This is a genomic window from Neisseria sp. CP9 (assembly GCF_047758525.1).
Lineage (GTDB): Bacteria > Pseudomonadota > Gammaproteobacteria > Burkholderiales > Neisseriaceae > Neisseria.
This window is the reverse complement of record NZ_CP180502.1, coordinates 2039797-2054673: the sequence shown is the minus strand read 5'-3', so window position 1 is coordinate 2054673 and position 14877 is coordinate 2039797. Positions and strand designations below refer to the sequence as shown.

Below are 14877 nucleotides of genomic sequence, written 5' to 3'. Positions count from 1 at the left end.
AACAATCGCTTTCTTCAGGTTTGTACAACATAAAACCATGCCTGTTTATATAGTGGATTAACTTTAAGAGACCTTTGCAAAAAAGCCCTTCCCCCGACAGCCGAAACCCAAACACAGGTTTTCGTCTATTTCTCTCCCCCAAATCACTCCTAATTTTACCCAAATATCCCCTTAATCCCCCCCGGATACCCGATAATCAGGCATCTGGGCCACCTTTTAGGCAGCAACAGACACACTTAGCCTGTTAGCCGCTTTCAACAGGTTCAAACACATCGCCTTCAGATGGCTTTGCGCACTCACTTTGAGCAGACCAAAATAGGCTGCCCGGGCATAGCGGAATTTACGGTGCAGCGTACCAAAGCTTTGTTCCACCACATAACGGGTCTTCGACAAATATCGGTTGCGTTTGGTTTGTGCTTCCGTCAGCGGACGGTTGCGGTGGGCTTTGCGCATAATGCCGTCCAGCAACTGATGTTCTTTCAGATGTTGCCGGTTTTCCGTACTGTCGTAGCCTTTGTCGGCATAGACGGTCGTGCCTTCGGCTATACCTTCCAGCAAAGGCGACAGGTGGTTGCACTTATGGGTATTGGCGGGGGTGATGTGCAGTTTCTCGATATAGCCTTCCTCATCGGTACGGGTATGTTGTTTGTAACCGAGTCTGTATAAACCGTTTTTCTTTGTCCAGCGGGCATCTTTATCTTTGCTCGGTGTGGTTTGGCCGCTGACTTGCCCTTCTTCATCGACTTCTATGGCTTGACGCTGTTTGCTGCCGGCGGTCTGAATAATGGTGGCGTCAATGACGGCGGCGGATGCTTTCTCTACTTTTAGGTCTTTTTCGGTCAGTTGGCGGTTAATCAGTTCCAGCAATTCGGACAGGGTGTCGTCTTGCGCCGGCCAGTTGCGGTAGCGGCATAAGGTGCTGTAATCGGGGATGCTCAGTTCGTCAAAACGGCAAAACAGGTTGAAGTCGATGCGGGTGATGAGGCTGTGTTCGAGTTCGGGATCGGAGAGGCTGTGCCATTGTCCAAGCAGGACGGCTTTGAACATGGACAACAGGGGATAGGCGGGACGGCCGCGGTGGTCTCTAAGGTAACGGGTTCTTTGACGATTCAGGTACTGTTCGATCGGTTGCCAATTAATCACCTGATCCAACTTCAATAATGGGAAGCGGTCGATGTGTTTGGCGATCATGGCTTGGGCGGTTTGCTGGAAGAAGGTGCTCATGAGAAATCCCCTAAATGTCTTTGTGGGAATTTAGGGGATTTTGGGGAATTTTGCAAAGGTCTCTTTAAACCAGTACGGCGTTGCCTCGCCTTGCCGTACTATCTGTACTGTCTGCGGCTTCGTCGCCTTGTCCTGATTTAAAGTTAATCCACTATATTGAATTCCCCATCAAGCCGATAAGCTAAAAATCCCATTAAAATCAAAATATCAATTCCATATTCAATATATTGGGATTTCGCCATCAAGCTGTTTCCAATCCGCTTCCCTCATTCTTTATCCCCAATCCATTCCCCGCGCCGACAAACGTAAAAGAAACAGATGCGGCACATTATCCAACCATGTCCCAGCCCCTTAAAAACAAATGAAAATATTAAAAACCCACCCACATCGCAATCTAATGCTTCCAAATCTCCCTATTTAAGTTTGCTTATCAATAAAAACAGACAACGCATCCCAAGAATATTCAAAAAATATCTTCGGGTTCAATATTTATATCAAAGCTTCATTATAAAAATAATATAAATATCCCATTTATTAATTATATTACTGTCAATACTCTGATTTTGTGCTATATTGTGACGAAATAACCATTATTCAGAAATGGAGAAGAAAACTTATGAAAACCGCCTCCAATTTCATCCGCGACGACATCAAAGCCATGTCCGCCTACCGAATTGCCGACTTACCTGAAGGCTTCATCAAGCTGGATGCAATGGAAAGTCCGTATCATCCGTTTGCCCGTTTTCCCGAGCTGTCAAACGAATGGCTGCGGCTGATTGCCCAAGCGCCGATTCAGCTTTACCCTAATCCTGCCGCCAGCGGGCTGCAGGATACTTTAAGAAAAGCCTTCGATATTCCTGAAGCCGCCGCCATCGCTTTAGGAAACGGCTCGGACGAGTTAATCCAATTCTTGACCCTGCTCGTTGCACAATCAGGCGCGACCATGCTTGCGGTAGAGCCGAGTTTCGTGATGTATCGGCACAATGCCGAGCTGTACGGCATGAATTACGTCGGCGTGCCGCTTAATGAAGATTTCACGCTTGATTTGCCCGCCGTTTTATCCGCCATTAAAAAACATCAGCCCGCGTTGATTTTCATTGCCTATCCGAACAATCCGACAGGCGTTTGTTTCCGCCGCGAAGAAGTCGAAGCCATTATCCGCGCGACGCAGGGTATCGTGGTTGTCGATGAAGCATACGGCGCATTCAGCTACGACAGTTTTCTGCCACAGGCGGGCAGCATCGAAAATCTGGTCGTGATGCGCACCATCAGCAAAATCGGTTTTGCCGGTTTGCGCATCGGCTATGCGGCAGGAAGCCCTACCGTAATGGGCGAGCTGGCGAAAATCCTGCCGCCCTACAATATGAACCAATTAAGCTTGGCGACCGCCAAATTCGCCCTGCAACACCACGACGCGATTCAGACGACCATCGATATTTTAAAAGCCGAGCGCGAACGCGTTTTCAGCGAATTGTCCGCCATAGGTCGTCTGAAAGCCTTCACCAGCGAAGCGAATTTCATTACCGTGCGCGTTCCCGATGCAGACGCATTGTTTAACACGCTTAAAGAAAACCGCATCCTGATTAAGAAACTCCACGGCACGCATCCGCTTTTGGCGCAGTGCGTCCGCATTACCGTCGGCAGTCCCGAGCAAAACGATGCCGTACTGGATATTATCCGCAAGCTTTATGCCTGACTTTTTTAAAACCCCATAGAGAGTAAAATTATGACCATCACTCAACTCCACCTTGCCAATTTCCTGCAGCTTGTCGAAGAAGCAGGCTCGCTGACCAAACTTGCCCGCAAATGCGGTTACGACAACGCGGCATCCCTGTCCCAACTGAAACGCCGCCTTGAAGAGCAGGCAGAAGACGAAAAAGCGCGCGGCATCCGCCCCAGCCTTGCCGCCAAACTCGAAGCCGGAATGCACAAACGCAAAGGCTGGTTAAACCGCGACCACAGCAAAGATAAAGAAAAAGCCGCAGCCGCTGAAGCCGCCCGCCAAGAGCGTGCCGCCCAAGCTGCCGCAGTCGCCGCACCGGCATTCCATATGCCCGCAGAAGGCCGCGCAGTCAGCATCACCCGCAACACCAGCGAAACCCAAATCACCCTCAACCTCAATCTTGACGGCACCGGACAATACCGCCTCGACACCGGCGTCCCCTTCCTTGAGCATATGCTTGCCCAAGTCGCCCGCCACGGCATGATCGACCTCGACATCACCTGCAAAGGCGATTTGCACATCGACGACCACCACACCGTAGAAGACATCGGTATCGTACTCGGTCAAGCCCTGAAACAAGCCTTGGGCAGCAAAGCCGGTATCCGCCGCTACGGTCATGCCTACGTTCCGCTCGACGAAGCCTTGAGCCGCGTTGTCATCGATCTCTCCGGCCGCCCAGGACTCGTCTACAACATCGACTTCACCCGCGCCCTCATCGGACGTTTTGACGTTGACCTGTTTGAAGAATTCTTCCACGGCGTCGTCAACCACAGCATGATGACCCTGCACATCGACAACCTCAGCGGCTGCAACGCCCACCACCAAGCCGAAACCGTATTCAAAGCCTTCGGCCGCGCCCTGCGCATGGCGGCAGAATACGACCCGCGCATGGCAGGACAAACCCCGTCCACCAAAGGCACTTTGAGCGACGAATCCGTTGCCGTTGAAAAAGAAGAAGCGCAAAGCGAAGAGTAATCCGCTTTAATGAAAAAAAGGTCGTCTGAAAACCGAGAAACAGGTTTTCAGACGACCTTTGCATTTGCAGCAGGCATTGTTCAAAACGTAAGTCGGTAAAACATCGCAAATGAAAGCAGAAAGCATCTGCCCCGCCTCTTTCCCGCATTGATGTAAATCCATCTTAAATCGCAGACAACCCAAAATAAAAATCCATAGCCCAAATCTCATCCACAGATTCCGCTCTTCAAAAGCATCTCGTCAAACCACACACCTTGTTTACCTATCATTACCCACAAACCCCAAAAAGGTCGTCTGAAAACAGGCACGACAGGTTTTCAGACGACCTCAGATTTGTCAAACCCGCCCGATTTATGGGAAAATCGCACGATTGAATTTAACGAAGGGCGACACCGTGTTAGACAGAGAAGGCTATCGCCCCAATGTCGGTATCATCTTAATCAACAACCGCAACGAAGTCTTTTGGGGCAAGCGTGTGCGCGAACATTCTTGGCAGTTCCCGCAAGGCGGCATTAAGCCGGGCGAAAGTCCCGAAACCGCCATGTACCGCGAGCTGTACGAAGAAGTCGGGCTGCTGCCGCAACACATCAAAATCGTCGGCCGTACGCGCGACTGGCTGCGTTACGACGTGCCGAGCCACTGGGTACGCCGCGAATGGCGCGGTTCGTATCGCGGGCAGAAGCAGATTTGGTATCTTTTGCGGCTGGTCGGGCGCGACAGCGACATCAATCTGCGCGCCTGCCACCATCCCGAATTTGACGGCTGGCGTTGGCACCAATATTGGGCTCCCGTTGACGAAGTGATTGATTTCAAACGCGACGTTTACTTGGGGGCATTAAAAGAACTCTCCTCCCGCTTCCTGCGCGGCATGGAAAGCTACGAAGACTTTACCGCGCGCCTGCCTTTTGACAACCGATAAAACAACGAAACACAACGCTTTCAGGCCGTCTGAAAGCGTTGTTCTTCCTTTCAGACGACCTCTTCCCCTATGACTAAAAACAACCAATACAGCGAATCCAGCATCACCGTCCTCAAAGGCTTGGAGCCGGTCAAAGAACGTCCCGGCATGTACACCCGCACCGACAGCCCGACCCACATCTGCCAAGAAGTCATCGACAACGCGGCGGACGAGGCGTTGGGCGGTTTCGCCACCGAAATCGACGTGCGCATCCACGACGACGGTTCGCTTTCCGTGCACGACAACGGGCGCGGCATTCCCGTCGGGCTGCACCCTGTCGAGGGCGTGCCCGTGGTCGAACTCGTGTTTACCCGTCTGCACGCGGGCGGCAAGTTCAACAAAAAAGACGGCGGCAGCGCGTATGCCTTTTCAGGCGGCCTGCACGGCGTGGGCGTGTCCGTGACCAACGCCCTCTCCACCCGCCTTGAGGTAACCGTCAAACGCGAAGGCAAAATCCACCGCATCGTGTTTGCCGGAGGCGATGTGGTCGAACCGTTGGCACAAGTGGGCAAATGCGCCGTCAAAGACAGCGGCACCGAAGTGCGCGTTTGGCCGGACGGCAAATATTTTGAAAGCCCGAATTACAGCATCCCCGAACTCGAACGCCTGCTGCGCGCCAAAGCCGTGCTGTTGCCGGGCATGCGCGTTTCCCTGACCCGCCCGGTCAAAGGCGAAAACGAAGCGCACACCCAAACCTGGCACTACCCCGACGGCCTGAAAAGCTATCTGACCGACCTGATTGCCGACGCGCAAGAAGCCGTACCGCTGTTCTCCTGCGAAAACTACATTTCAGACGACCACAACGGCGATTTCAGCATCGGCGAAGGCGCCGCGTTTGCCCTGACCTGGCTGGAAGAAGGTTCGTGCGCCAACGAAAGCTATGTCAACCTGATTCCTACCCCTTTGGGTGGCACGCACGAAGCAGGCTTGAAACAAGCCGTGTTCAACGCCGTCAACAATTTCATCAATCTGCACAACCTCCTACCGCGCGGCGTGAAAGTACAAAGCGACGACGTGTTCGGCAAAACCGCCTTCGTCCTCTCCGCCCGTGTCCTCGACCCGCAATTCCAAGGTCAGACCAAAGACAAACTGACCAACCGGGACGCGCTGAAACTCGTTGCCGCCGTATCGGGCGACCCTTTGGAATTGTGGCTGAACCAAAACGTGGATTACGGCAAAAAAATCGCCGAACTCGCCATCCGTCAGGCACAAGCGCGGATGCGTTCGGTTAAAAAAATCGAAAAGAAAAAAGGCAGCGGCGTCGCCGTCCTGCCCGGCAAACTGACCGACTGCGAGAGCGAAGACATCCGCGAAAACGAACTCTTCCTCGTCGAAGGCGATTCCGCCGGCGGCTCCGCCAAACTCGCCCGCGACAAAGCCACCCAAGCCATCCTGCCCCTGCGCGGCAAAGTGCTCAACAGCTTTGAAGTCCATCCTGACCAACTCTTCGGCAACGCCGAAATCCACGATATTTCCGTCGCCATCGGCGTCGATCCGCACGGCATCAACGACAACCCCGACTTAAGCGGCCTGCGCTACGGCAAAATCGCCATCCTGTCCGATGCCGACGTGGACGGCTCGCATATTCAAGTTTTGCTGTTGACCCTGTTCTACCGCCACTTCCCGAAACTGGTCGCCGACGGACACATCTACGTCGCCCAGCCGCCGCTGTTCCGCGTCGATGTCAACGCACAAGGCAAAAGCAAACCCGCCCGCAAATTCTACGCCCTCGACCAAAACGAACTCGACAGCATTTTGGAGCGGCTGCAAAAAGAAGGTGTCAAAGAAACCGCCTATTCCATCAGCCGTTTCAAAGGTTTGGGCGAGATGAACCCCGACCAGCTCAAAGACACCACCATGCACCCCGACACCCGCCGCCTGTTGCAGGTACAAATCCCCGAAGGCGCGGATGACGAAACACGCGACATTTTCGTCAAACTGATGGGCAAAGGCGAAGCCGCCGCCCGCCGCGCATGGATGGAACGGGAAGGCGATACGGCGGAATTGGATATTTGATGCTATTCGTTTGAAAAGCGAAAGGTCGTCTGAAAATTTCAGACGACCTCTGTTGCAAATAGCGGCGTTATGGTTGCCCGCCATCGCGGATTTCCAGACTGTCCACCCGGCTGCGCCGCTCTGCGCCGCAATTCTGGTTGCGCACCAGGATGCCCGGATAATCGACACAGTAGGTATGGTAATCCTCGACCTCGATGTTGTAGACCGTGGTGCGGTAGCGGCGGTAATGCCGTTGCCCGTTCTCGTCCACATACAGCAGGTTCTTGTCGTTCGGCACGTCCGCCCAATCCAATGTCGGACGGTTCCGCGATTCTTCATTCAGCACCATCTCATAGGTGTTGCCTAAATCCGACTCTTTCCAGCCGTAGGCCAGATTGGTCGGCTGTATCCATGCCTGGTCGGTATCGCGGTAGGCATACAGCGGGCGGTAATCCTCTACTACATAGTAATCCTTATAATCATTTTCATACCCCAACACCACATCGCCGCGCTCAAGCTGGTCGGCGCGCTTCCACACCGGCTGTTCGTACAGCCGCATTTCATAGGGCGTGTGCTTAAATGCCCACAGGGCTTCGTATCTCGCCCTACCTTCATCCCCGGCAAACATGTCTTCGCCGTCGTCGTAATCGCAGCCCTTCCAATAGGCGCCGAGCTTACCGAATTTAGGATGCTCAAGAATCAGGTTGGTGACCACGCCGTACACGCAGAACGGGTGGTTCGGAGTAACGACCAGGGCTCCCGCTCCCCCCCCGTTCCTTTCGGGGAATTGGGAGAAATTCAACATCACCACTTCCTTGTCTTCATAGCTGAAGGTGTTCACCACCCGCTTGGGCACGGCCTCACCGATGCCGTTTTCCGGTCGCGACATCACCAAATCACCCACCTTCAGTTCGTCTATCGGCGTCCAGCCTTCCGGCCTTTTTACCAATGTGCCCTTCATAAAGCAGCCCATGCTGAAGGATAGGGCGTTTTCTACGGCGTGTTGTCCATTCAATTTGTTCATATTGTTTCCCGAAATTGTGTTTTTAAAAGTTTCTGATTGGAAAAAATAGCTATGATAAATACCCCATTCATTGCCGCTCATTAGGTCGTCTGAAAGTTTCAGACGACCTTTGTTGCAAACAGCGGCGTTACGGTTGCCCGCCGTCGCAAATTTCCAAGCTGTCCACCCTGCTGCGCCGCTCTGCGCCGCAATTCTGGTTGTGTACCAAAATACCTCCCATACTTACACAATAAGTGTGATAATCCTCGACCTCAATGTTATAAACCGTGGTACGGTAAGGGCGGTAATGCCGTTGTCCGTCCTCATCCACATACAGCAGGTTCTCATCATTCGGCACGTCCAACCAATCCGTTGTTGGGTTATATAGTGATTCGGTAGTAAGTGTCATCTCATAGCTGTTGCCCCGATCCGACTGCTCCCAACCGTAAGCCAGGTTGGTCGGCTGTACCCAGGCTCGATCGGTATCGCGGTAGGCATACAACGGGCGGTAATCCTCTACTACATAATAATCACGAACACCCAACACCACGTCTCCGCGCTCGAGCTGGTCGGCGCGCTTCCACACCGGCTGTTCGTACAGCCGCATTTCATAGGGCGTGTGCTTAAATGCCCACAGGGCTTCGTATCTCGCCCTGCCTTCATCTCCGGCAAACACATATTCGCCATCGTCGTAATCGCAGCCCTTCCAATAGGCACCGAGCTTACCGAATTGGGGATGCTCAAGAATCAGGTTGGTAACCACGCCATACACGCAGAACGGGTGGTTTGGGGTAGCTATTAAAATTCGACCTCCTCCACTTCTTTCAGGAAATTGAGAAAATTTCAGCATCACCACTGCCCTGTCTTCATAGCTGAAGGTATTCACCACCCGCTTGGGTACGGCCTCGCCGATGCCGTTTTCCGGCCGCGACATCACCAAATCGCCCACTTTCAGTTCGTCTATCGGCGTCCAGCCTTCTTCCGTTTCTACCAAGGTGCCCTTCATAAAGCAGCCCATGCCGGAGGATAGGCCGTTTTCTACGCTGCACTGTTCATTCGATTTGTTCATATTGTTTCCCGAAATTGTGTTTTTAAAAGTTTCTGATTAAAGGAGGTGGCTATATAGACACCTCGTATCACTTGTAAGGTCGTCTGAAAACAGATTTAGGTTTTTCAGACGACCTTTTTATAGTGGATTAACTTTAAACCAGTACGGCGTTGCCTCGCCTTAGTTCAAAGAGAACGATTCTCTAAGGTGCTGAAGCACCAAGTGAATCGGTTCCGTACTATCTGTACTGTCTGCGGCTTCGTTGCCTTGTCCTGATTTAAATTTAATCCACTATACATTTTGTCGCCAAACATGGTTAAAAAATCATGTGGTAATCTTCAAAAAGCCGAATAGAAGGCATTTCCATATTGTTTTCTTAACGGTTGGTCAATATGCATATTTTAAATGAGAAAATATATTTATGGCTGACAAAGACCGTTTTCTTGATAATAATATTGACCCTGACTCAGAATGAATCGAAAACATAAAAGGTCGTCTGAAAGCCAATCGCCTCAAACCATCATCTAAGGACATTTATAAATGGTACGCCTTACCTCATCTCTATTATTGCTCATCACCGGTCTTTCACTTACCGCCTGCGGCTCTAGCATTGATTACGACCGTCAAGGATTGGCGCGCAGCAAACAAATGTGGCAGCAGCGGCTGGACAGCCTTCCAATCGGCGCAACTGAAGCGCAACTGCGCGACTGGCAAACCAAATACGGATTAAAACTGGCGTTTCAAGAACCTAACCATTATTACAGTTCCAACCTACCCGAAGGCCATTTCCCCGTAAAAAAACATTGGTCCAAATTCAGTCCTTGCGATGCTTATTTCTTATCTTTAACCATCCAAACCAATGAGCAAAAGCAAGTGGTTAAAAAAGAACTGAAAGCCTTGGGCAGCTGCATATAAACTGTTTGAGACCTTTGCAAAATTCCCCAAAATCCCCTAAATTCCCACCAAGACATTTAGGGGATTTCTCATGAGCACTTTCTTCCAACAAACCGCACAAGCCATGATCGCCAAACACATCGACCGCTTCCCGCTATTGAAGTTGGATCAGGTGATTGATTGGCAGCCGATCGAACAATACCTGAATCGTCAAAGAACCCGTTACCTTAGAGACCACCGCGGCCGTCCCGCCTATCCCCTGTTGTCCATGTTCAAAGCCGTCCTGCTCGGACAATGGCACAGCCTCTCCGATCCCGAACTCGAACACAGCCTCATCACCCGCATCGATTTCAACCTGTTTTGCCGTTTTGACGAATTGAGCATCCCCGATTACAGCACCTTATGCCGCTACCGCAACTGGCTGGCGCAAGACGACACCCTGTCCGAATTGCTGGAACTGATTAACCGCCAACTGACCGAAAAAAACCTAAAAATAGAGAAAGCATCCGCCGCCGTCATTGACGCCACCATTATTCAGACCGCCGGCAGCAAACAGCGTCAGGCCATAGAAGTCGATGAAGAAGGACAAGTCAGCGGACAAACCACACCGAGTAAAGACAGCGATGCCCGCTGGACAAAGAAAAACGGCCTCTACAAACTCGGTTACAAACAACATACCCGCACCGATGAGGAAGGCTATATCGAGAAACTGCACATTACCCCCGCCAATACCCATGAGTGCAACCATCTGTCCCCTTTGTTGGAGGGTATTGCCGAAGGCACGACCGTCTATGCCGACAAAGGCTACGACAGTACGGAAAACCGGCAACACCTGAAAGAGCATCGGTTGTTGGACGGCATTATGCGAAAAGCCCACCGCAACCGTCCGCTGACGGAAGCGCAAACCAAACGTAACCGCTATTTATCGAAGACCCGTTATGTGGTGGAACAAAGCTTCGGTACGCTGCACCGTAAATTCCGCTATGCGCGGGCAGCCTATTTTGGTCTGCTCAAAGTGAGTGCGCAAAGCCATCTGAAGGCGATGTGTTTGAACCTGTTGAAAGCGGCTAACAGGCTAAGTGTGCCTGTTGCCGCCTAAAAGGCGGCCCGGATGCCTGATTATGGGGCGTCCGGGGAGGATTAAGGGGGTATTTGGGTAGAATCAGGAGTGATTGGGGCGGAAACAGCCGAAAACCTGTGTTGGGGTTTCGGTTGCCGGTGGAAAGGGCTTTTTTGCAAAGGTCTCTGTTTATGATTCAGGTCGTCTGAAATCCAAAATCTGTTTTTCAGACGACCTGGACTTCGGATTGAAACTTTATCCATCATCAATATAAACCAACCCTCATCAATAAAGGTTACAACATGAATTATCGCGAAATCATTAACGAACTAAATGAAAACCTACATGCATTTCCTGAAGCCGAAACTGTATTTTCCGAAAAGCAGCCATGGTTGAAAGAACATTTTCTACCTTGTATCAGTATCGACTTAGTGGAAATCAATCCCGAATGGAAAGGCATAACGCTGCATTTGATCAATCCGCAGGAACCGGGCGACGGCTTAATCGGCGAGCTGACGCAGTTCGCCCATAATGAATTTATCGGAATTAACTGGCTTTCATTCCGCTTGACTGAAGACAACCGTTACGAATTTTTGGGTGACGAGCGTTATTTTCTCCGCAGTCAGGTCAACAAACATTTGCTGACCGATCCGTATTTGGAAAAATATTTTGCCGAAAACCTGAAAAACTATGCCGAACAGAAAAAAGCATTTCAGGAAAAAACAGGGGATTACAACGGAGAGCCCTATTTCAGCAAGTATGACGGATTATTTCTGAACAGCTTGGGTGGAGAACGCATTGAAAGCAGCAACTGGTCAACCTCAGACGACATCCCGTCTGCTTACAAAATGACGCAAGATGAAGACGGGAACGTTACCATTACCCACAATGGCAATCGTTTTTACCATATCGCCTCAGCGTGCGGTTATTCCTATTCCCATGGCGCAGACAATATTGTCATGCTGTACGAGCCAATCAGCAGACTTGTTCTATTTACTTACGATTGGACATAAACCATGAGCGAATTAAACGACCAAACCTACGACACCATTTGCCGGCTTTGCGAACAAGGCGACACGTTGGCGGACGACGGGCAATACACCAAAGCACTCGACCTTTATTGGCAGGCATGGGATTTGTTGCCCGAACCGAAAACCGACTGGGAAGCGGCAACATGGATTCTGGCAGCCATCGGCGATGCGGATTTTTTGAGTGGCGATTTTGCCGCCGCGCACGAGCATTTAAGCCACGCCATGTATTGCCCGGACGCAATCGGCAACCCGTTTTTGCATTTGCGTTTGGGACAGACGCAGTTTGAATTGGGCAATATGGAACGCGCCGCTGACGAGTTGATGCGTGCCTACATGGGTTTGGACGACGAAGCGTGGCTGGACGAAGACCCGAAATATCTGGATTTCTTAGCCACCGTGGCAGAAGGCATTGAAAACCACAGCCGAAAAAACAATTAGTTCGATATAGATTGCACTCTGTTTTTCAGACGACCCGAACTTCAAACCAGTTATATAGTGGATTAAATTTAAATCATGACAAGGCGACGAAGCCGCAGACAGTACGGCAAGGCGAGGCAACGCCGTACTGGTTTAAAGTTAATCCACTATAAAAGGTCGTCTGAAAACCAACCCCGCCTAAAACTCGAAAGGAATCCACCATGTACACTTGCGCTTCCTGCGGCGAAAAACATGAAGACATGCCGGCGCTCTGCTTTGCCACTCCCGCTCCCTATGACCAACTCAGTGAAGAAGAACGCATTGCTTATCAAGCGGAATGCGATTCTGATTTCTGTATCATCCGCTATTCTGACCAAACCGACCGTTTTATCCGCGCGGTGCTGCTTATTCCGATTATCGGGCATGAGGAAACGCTGGAATACGGCGTGTGGGTATCCGTCAGTGAAAAGAGTTTTAACGACTATCAAAGCGACTTTCACGACAATCCGGAAAACGTCGTTTATTTCGGCAGGATATGCAACTGGCTGCCCCCTTACGAATCCGACACCTTCGGTCTGCACTGCAATGTCGTTACCCAGTCCGACAACCGACGTCCCCTGCTGCAACTCCATCAAAGCAGTGAACATCCGCTGGTACACGACTTTTATCACGGCATAGAATATGCCGAAGCACAGGCAAGGATAGAGGCGGCATTCGGTGCAGACTATTAAGGACCAAATGACAAACCGCCCTCTATTGAACGAAACCATGTCCGACGGCTCCCGCCTGTTCCTGCAACTGCCGCAAACCTGCCTGCCGTCGAGCCTGCTACGGCAAATTGTCCGCTTAGGCGGAATGCCTACCGACTTCGTATCGGATTGGGTTACGGGCGAGACGTGGATAGATTTCGGTTACAAGGGCTGGAAGTTCAGTATTCACAACCCATATGGTGAATATTGGTTTTTTGCCGAAAACAGCGAATGCCCCGAAGCTATATTGCAATCTATGATTCAGGTCGTCTGAAATCCAAAGTCCGGTTTTCAGACGACCTCAAATAAGGATCAACATGAAATACAAAGACCTACGCAACTTCATCGCCATGCTCGAGCAGCAAGGCAAACTCAAGCGCGTCGCTCATCCCGTTTCCCCGCATTTGGAAATGACCGAAATCGCCGACCGCGTGCTGCGTGCCGAAGGGCCGGCGTTGTTGTTTGAACACCCGATTAAGCCCGACGGTACGCGTTACGATTATCCTGTGTTGGCGAACCTGTTCGGCACGCCCGAACGCGTGGCGATGGGCATGGGTGCGGACAGCGTATCCAAACTGCGCGAAATCGGGCAGACGCTGGCGTATTTGAAAGAACCCGAACCGCCCAAAGGCATTAAAGACGCGTTTTCCAAACTGCCGTTGTTGAAAGACATTTGGAGCATGGCGCCGAACGTGGTGAAAAAGGCGCCGTGTCAAGAAATTGTGTGGGAAGGCGAAGACGTTGATTTGTATAAACTGCCGATTCAACATTGCTGGCCGGAAGACGTTGCGCCGCTGGTAACGTGGGGCTTGACCGTAACGCGCGGCCCGCACAAAAAACGCCAGAACTTGGGCATTTACCGTCAGCAACTGATTGCGAAAAACAAGCTGATCATGCGCTGGCTGTCGCATCGCGGCGGCGCGTTGGATTATCAGGAATTCCGCAAACTCAATCCCGATACGCCATATCCCGTCGCCGTCGTGCTCGGTTGCGACCCCGCCACCATTTTGGGTGCGGTAACGCCCGTTCCAGATACCTTGAGCGAATACCAGTTTGCCGGACTGCTGCGCGGCTCACGGACGGAACTGGTGAAATGTATCGGCAGCGATTTGCAAGTGCCCGCCCGTGCCGAAATCGTGTTGGAAGGTGTCATCCATCCGAACGAAACCGCGTTGGAAGGCCCATACGGCGACCACACGGGCTATTACAACGAACAGGACCATTTCCCTGTGTTCACGGTCGAGCGCATCACCATGCGCGAAAACCCGATTTACCATTCCACCTACACAGGCAAACCGCCTGATGAACCCGCCGTTTTGGGCGTGGCGTTGAACGAAGTGTTCGTACCGCTTCTGCAAAAGCAGTTCCCCGAAATCACCGATTTCTACCTGCCGCCCGAAGGCTGCTCCTACCGCATGGCGGTGGTCAGCATGAAAAAACAGTACGCCGGCCACGCCAAGCGCGTGATGATGGGCTGCTGGTCATTCTTGCGCCAGTTTATGTACACCAAATTCATTATCATGGTTGATGACGATGTGAACGTGCGCGACTGGAAAGAAGTCATCTGGGCGGTAACCACACGCATGGACCCCGTGCGCGACACCGTTTTGGTGGAAAACACGCCCATCGACTACCTCGACTTCGCCAGCCCCGTCAGCGGGCTCGGCGGCAAAATGGGCTTGGACGCAACCAACAAATGGCCGGGCGAAACCGACCGCGAATGGGGACGTGTGATCAAAAAAGACCCTGCGGTTACGGCTAAGATTGATGAGATTTGGGGGGAGTTGGGGTTGTAAATTC

At 51.7% G+C, this 14877-nt stretch carries 14 protein-coding genes and 1 pseudogene; 12 read left to right on the top strand and 3 right to left on the bottom strand.

Annotation, left to right across the window (positions count from 1 at the left end; translation table 11 throughout):
- Positions 1–216: 216 nt before the first annotated feature.
- Positions 217–1224 (bottom strand): IS5 family transposase, encoded by a 1008-nt coding sequence (locus ACMYUL_RS09870; protein WP_415770271.1) that lies wholly within the window; start codon positions 1222–1224, stop codon positions 217–219.
- Between the two features lie 616 nt (positions 1225–1840).
- Between ACMYUL_RS09870 and hisC the strand changes: the two genes are divergently transcribed.
- The 4 genes from hisC to parE all read left to right on the top strand — a co-directional run bounded on the left by hisC (position 1841) and on the right by parE (position 6896).
- The gene (hisC, locus tag ACMYUL_RS09865; RefSeq protein WP_415770269.1) at positions 1841–2920 is read left to right on the top strand and encodes a histidinol-phosphate transaminase; all 1080 of its coding nucleotides are present in this window, start codon (positions 1841–1843) and stop codon (positions 2918–2920) included.
- Between the two features lie 30 nt (positions 2921–2950).
- Entirely contained in the window at positions 2951–3922 is a 972-nt protein-coding gene (gene hisB / locus ACMYUL_RS09860; protein WP_342032287.1) for an imidazoleglycerol-phosphate dehydratase HisB, read from the top strand.
- A gap of 394 nt (positions 3923–4316) precedes the next feature.
- Positions 4317–4841, top strand: a complete 525-nt coding sequence (locus ACMYUL_RS09855) for an RNA pyrophosphohydrolase (RefSeq protein ID WP_003743450.1) — start codon at positions 4317–4319, stop codon at positions 4839–4841.
- A gap of 69 nt (positions 4842–4910) precedes the next feature.
- Positions 4911–6896, top strand: a complete 1986-nt coding sequence (gene parE, locus ACMYUL_RS09850) for a DNA topoisomerase IV subunit B (RefSeq protein WP_415770266.1) — start codon at positions 4911–4913, stop codon at positions 6894–6896.
- A gap of 67 nt (positions 6897–6963) precedes the next feature.
- Here the strand turns inward: parE and ACMYUL_RS09845 are convergent, their stop codons facing one another.
- Positions 6964–7899 (bottom strand): protein C- splicing region, encoded by a 936-nt coding sequence (locus tag ACMYUL_RS09845; protein ID WP_415772946.1) that lies wholly within the window; start codon positions 7897–7899, stop codon positions 6964–6966.
- Positions 7900–8026: 127 nt separating this feature from the next.
- A complete protein-coding gene (locus ACMYUL_RS09840; protein WP_415770264.1) occupies positions 8027–8947 on the bottom strand; it encodes a Hint domain-containing protein in 921 nt (306 codons plus the stop codon).
- 519 nt (positions 8948–9466) lie between these two features.
- Between ACMYUL_RS09840 and ACMYUL_RS09835 the strand changes: the two genes are divergently transcribed.
- From ACMYUL_RS09835 to ubiD, 8 genes and pseudogenes are all read left to right on the top strand, one after another.
- A complete protein-coding gene (locus ACMYUL_RS09835) occupies positions 9467–9841 on the top strand; it encodes a hypothetical protein (protein ID WP_070513411.1) in 375 nt (124 codons plus the stop codon).
- 70 nt (positions 9842–9911) lie between these two features.
- Positions 9912–10919 (top strand): IS5 family transposase, encoded by a 1008-nt coding sequence (locus ACMYUL_RS09830; protein ID WP_415770262.1) that lies wholly within the window; start codon positions 9912–9914, stop codon positions 10917–10919.
- A 263-nt stretch (positions 10920–11182) separates the two neighbouring features.
- Positions 11183–11893: a hypothetical protein gene (locus ACMYUL_RS09825; protein ID WP_070513414.1), complete on the top strand. Its 711-nt coding sequence runs from the start codon at positions 11183–11185 to the stop codon at positions 11891–11893.
- Positions 11894–11896: 3 nt separating this feature from the next.
- The gene (locus ACMYUL_RS09820; RefSeq protein ID WP_070513417.1) at positions 11897–12349 is read left to right on the top strand and encodes a tetratricopeptide repeat protein; all 453 of its coding nucleotides are present in this window, start codon (positions 11897–11899) and stop codon (positions 12347–12349) included.
- A gap of 41 nt (positions 12350–12390) precedes the next feature.
- Positions 12391–12498, top strand: a pseudogene (locus tag ACMYUL_RS09815) (IS5/IS1182 family transposase); the annotation flags it as partial.
- Between the two features lie 51 nt (positions 12499–12549).
- Positions 12550–13059: a DUF2199 domain-containing protein gene (locus ACMYUL_RS09810; RefSeq protein WP_070513420.1), complete on the top strand. Its 510-nt coding sequence runs from the start codon at positions 12550–12552 to the stop codon at positions 13057–13059.
- A 7-nt stretch (positions 13060–13066) separates the two neighbouring features.
- On the top strand, positions 13067–13351 hold the full coding sequence (locus ACMYUL_RS09805; protein ID WP_070513422.1) for a hypothetical protein: 285 nt from the start codon (positions 13067–13069) through the stop codon (positions 13349–13351).
- Between the two features lie 43 nt (positions 13352–13394).
- Positions 13395–14873 carry a 4-hydroxy-3-polyprenylbenzoate decarboxylase gene (ubiD, locus tag ACMYUL_RS09800; protein ID WP_415770259.1) on the top strand — a complete coding sequence of 493 codons (1479 nt, stop codon included), beginning with the start codon at positions 13395–13397 and terminating at the stop codon, positions 14871–14873.
- The last annotated feature ends 4 nt before the right edge of the window (positions 14874–14877 follow it).

Bases quoted from the DNA above. Each gene is read 5' to 3' on its own strand.
- ACMYUL_RS09870 (WP_415770271.1), bottom strand. From the start codon at position 1,224: ATGAGCACCTTCTTCCAGCAAACCGCCCAAGCCATGATCGCCAAACAC.
- ACMYUL_RS09805 (WP_070513422.1), top strand. From the start codon at position 13,067: ATGACAAACCGCCCTCTATTGAACGAAACCATGTCCGACGGCTCCCGC.
- ACMYUL_RS09825 (WP_070513414.1), top strand. From the start codon at position 11,183: ATGAATTATCGCGAAATCATTAACGAACTAAATGAAAACCTACATGCA.
- ACMYUL_RS09810 (WP_070513420.1), top strand. From the start codon at position 12,550: ATGTACACTTGCGCTTCCTGCGGCGAAAAACATGAAGACATGCCGGCG.
- parE (WP_415770266.1), top strand. From the start codon at position 4,911: ATGACTAAAAACAACCAATACAGCGAATCCAGCATCACCGTCCTCAAA.
- ACMYUL_RS09845 (WP_415772946.1), bottom strand. From the start codon at position 7,899: ATGAACAAATTGAATGGACAACACGCCGTAGAAAACGCCCTATCCTTC.
- ACMYUL_RS09840 (WP_415770264.1), bottom strand. From the start codon at position 8,947: ATGAACAAATCGAATGAACAGTGCAGCGTAGAAAACGGCCTATCCTCC.
- ACMYUL_RS09835 (WP_070513411.1), top strand. From the start codon at position 9,467: ATGGTACGCCTTACCTCATCTCTATTATTGCTCATCACCGGTCTTTCA.
- ubiD (WP_415770259.1), top strand. From the start codon at position 13,395: ATGAAATACAAAGACCTACGCAACTTCATCGCCATGCTCGAGCAGCAA.
- ACMYUL_RS09830 (WP_415770262.1), top strand. From the start codon at position 9,912: ATGAGCACTTTCTTCCAACAAACCGCACAAGCCATGATCGCCAAACAC.
- ACMYUL_RS09820 (WP_070513417.1), top strand. From the start codon at position 11,897: ATGAGCGAATTAAACGACCAAACCTACGACACCATTTGCCGGCTTTGC.
- hisC (WP_415770269.1), top strand. From the start codon at position 1,841: ATGAAAACCGCCTCCAATTTCATCCGCGACGACATCAAAGCCATGTCC.
- hisB (WP_342032287.1), top strand. From the start codon at position 2,951: ATGACCATCACTCAACTCCACCTTGCCAATTTCCTGCAGCTTGTCGAA.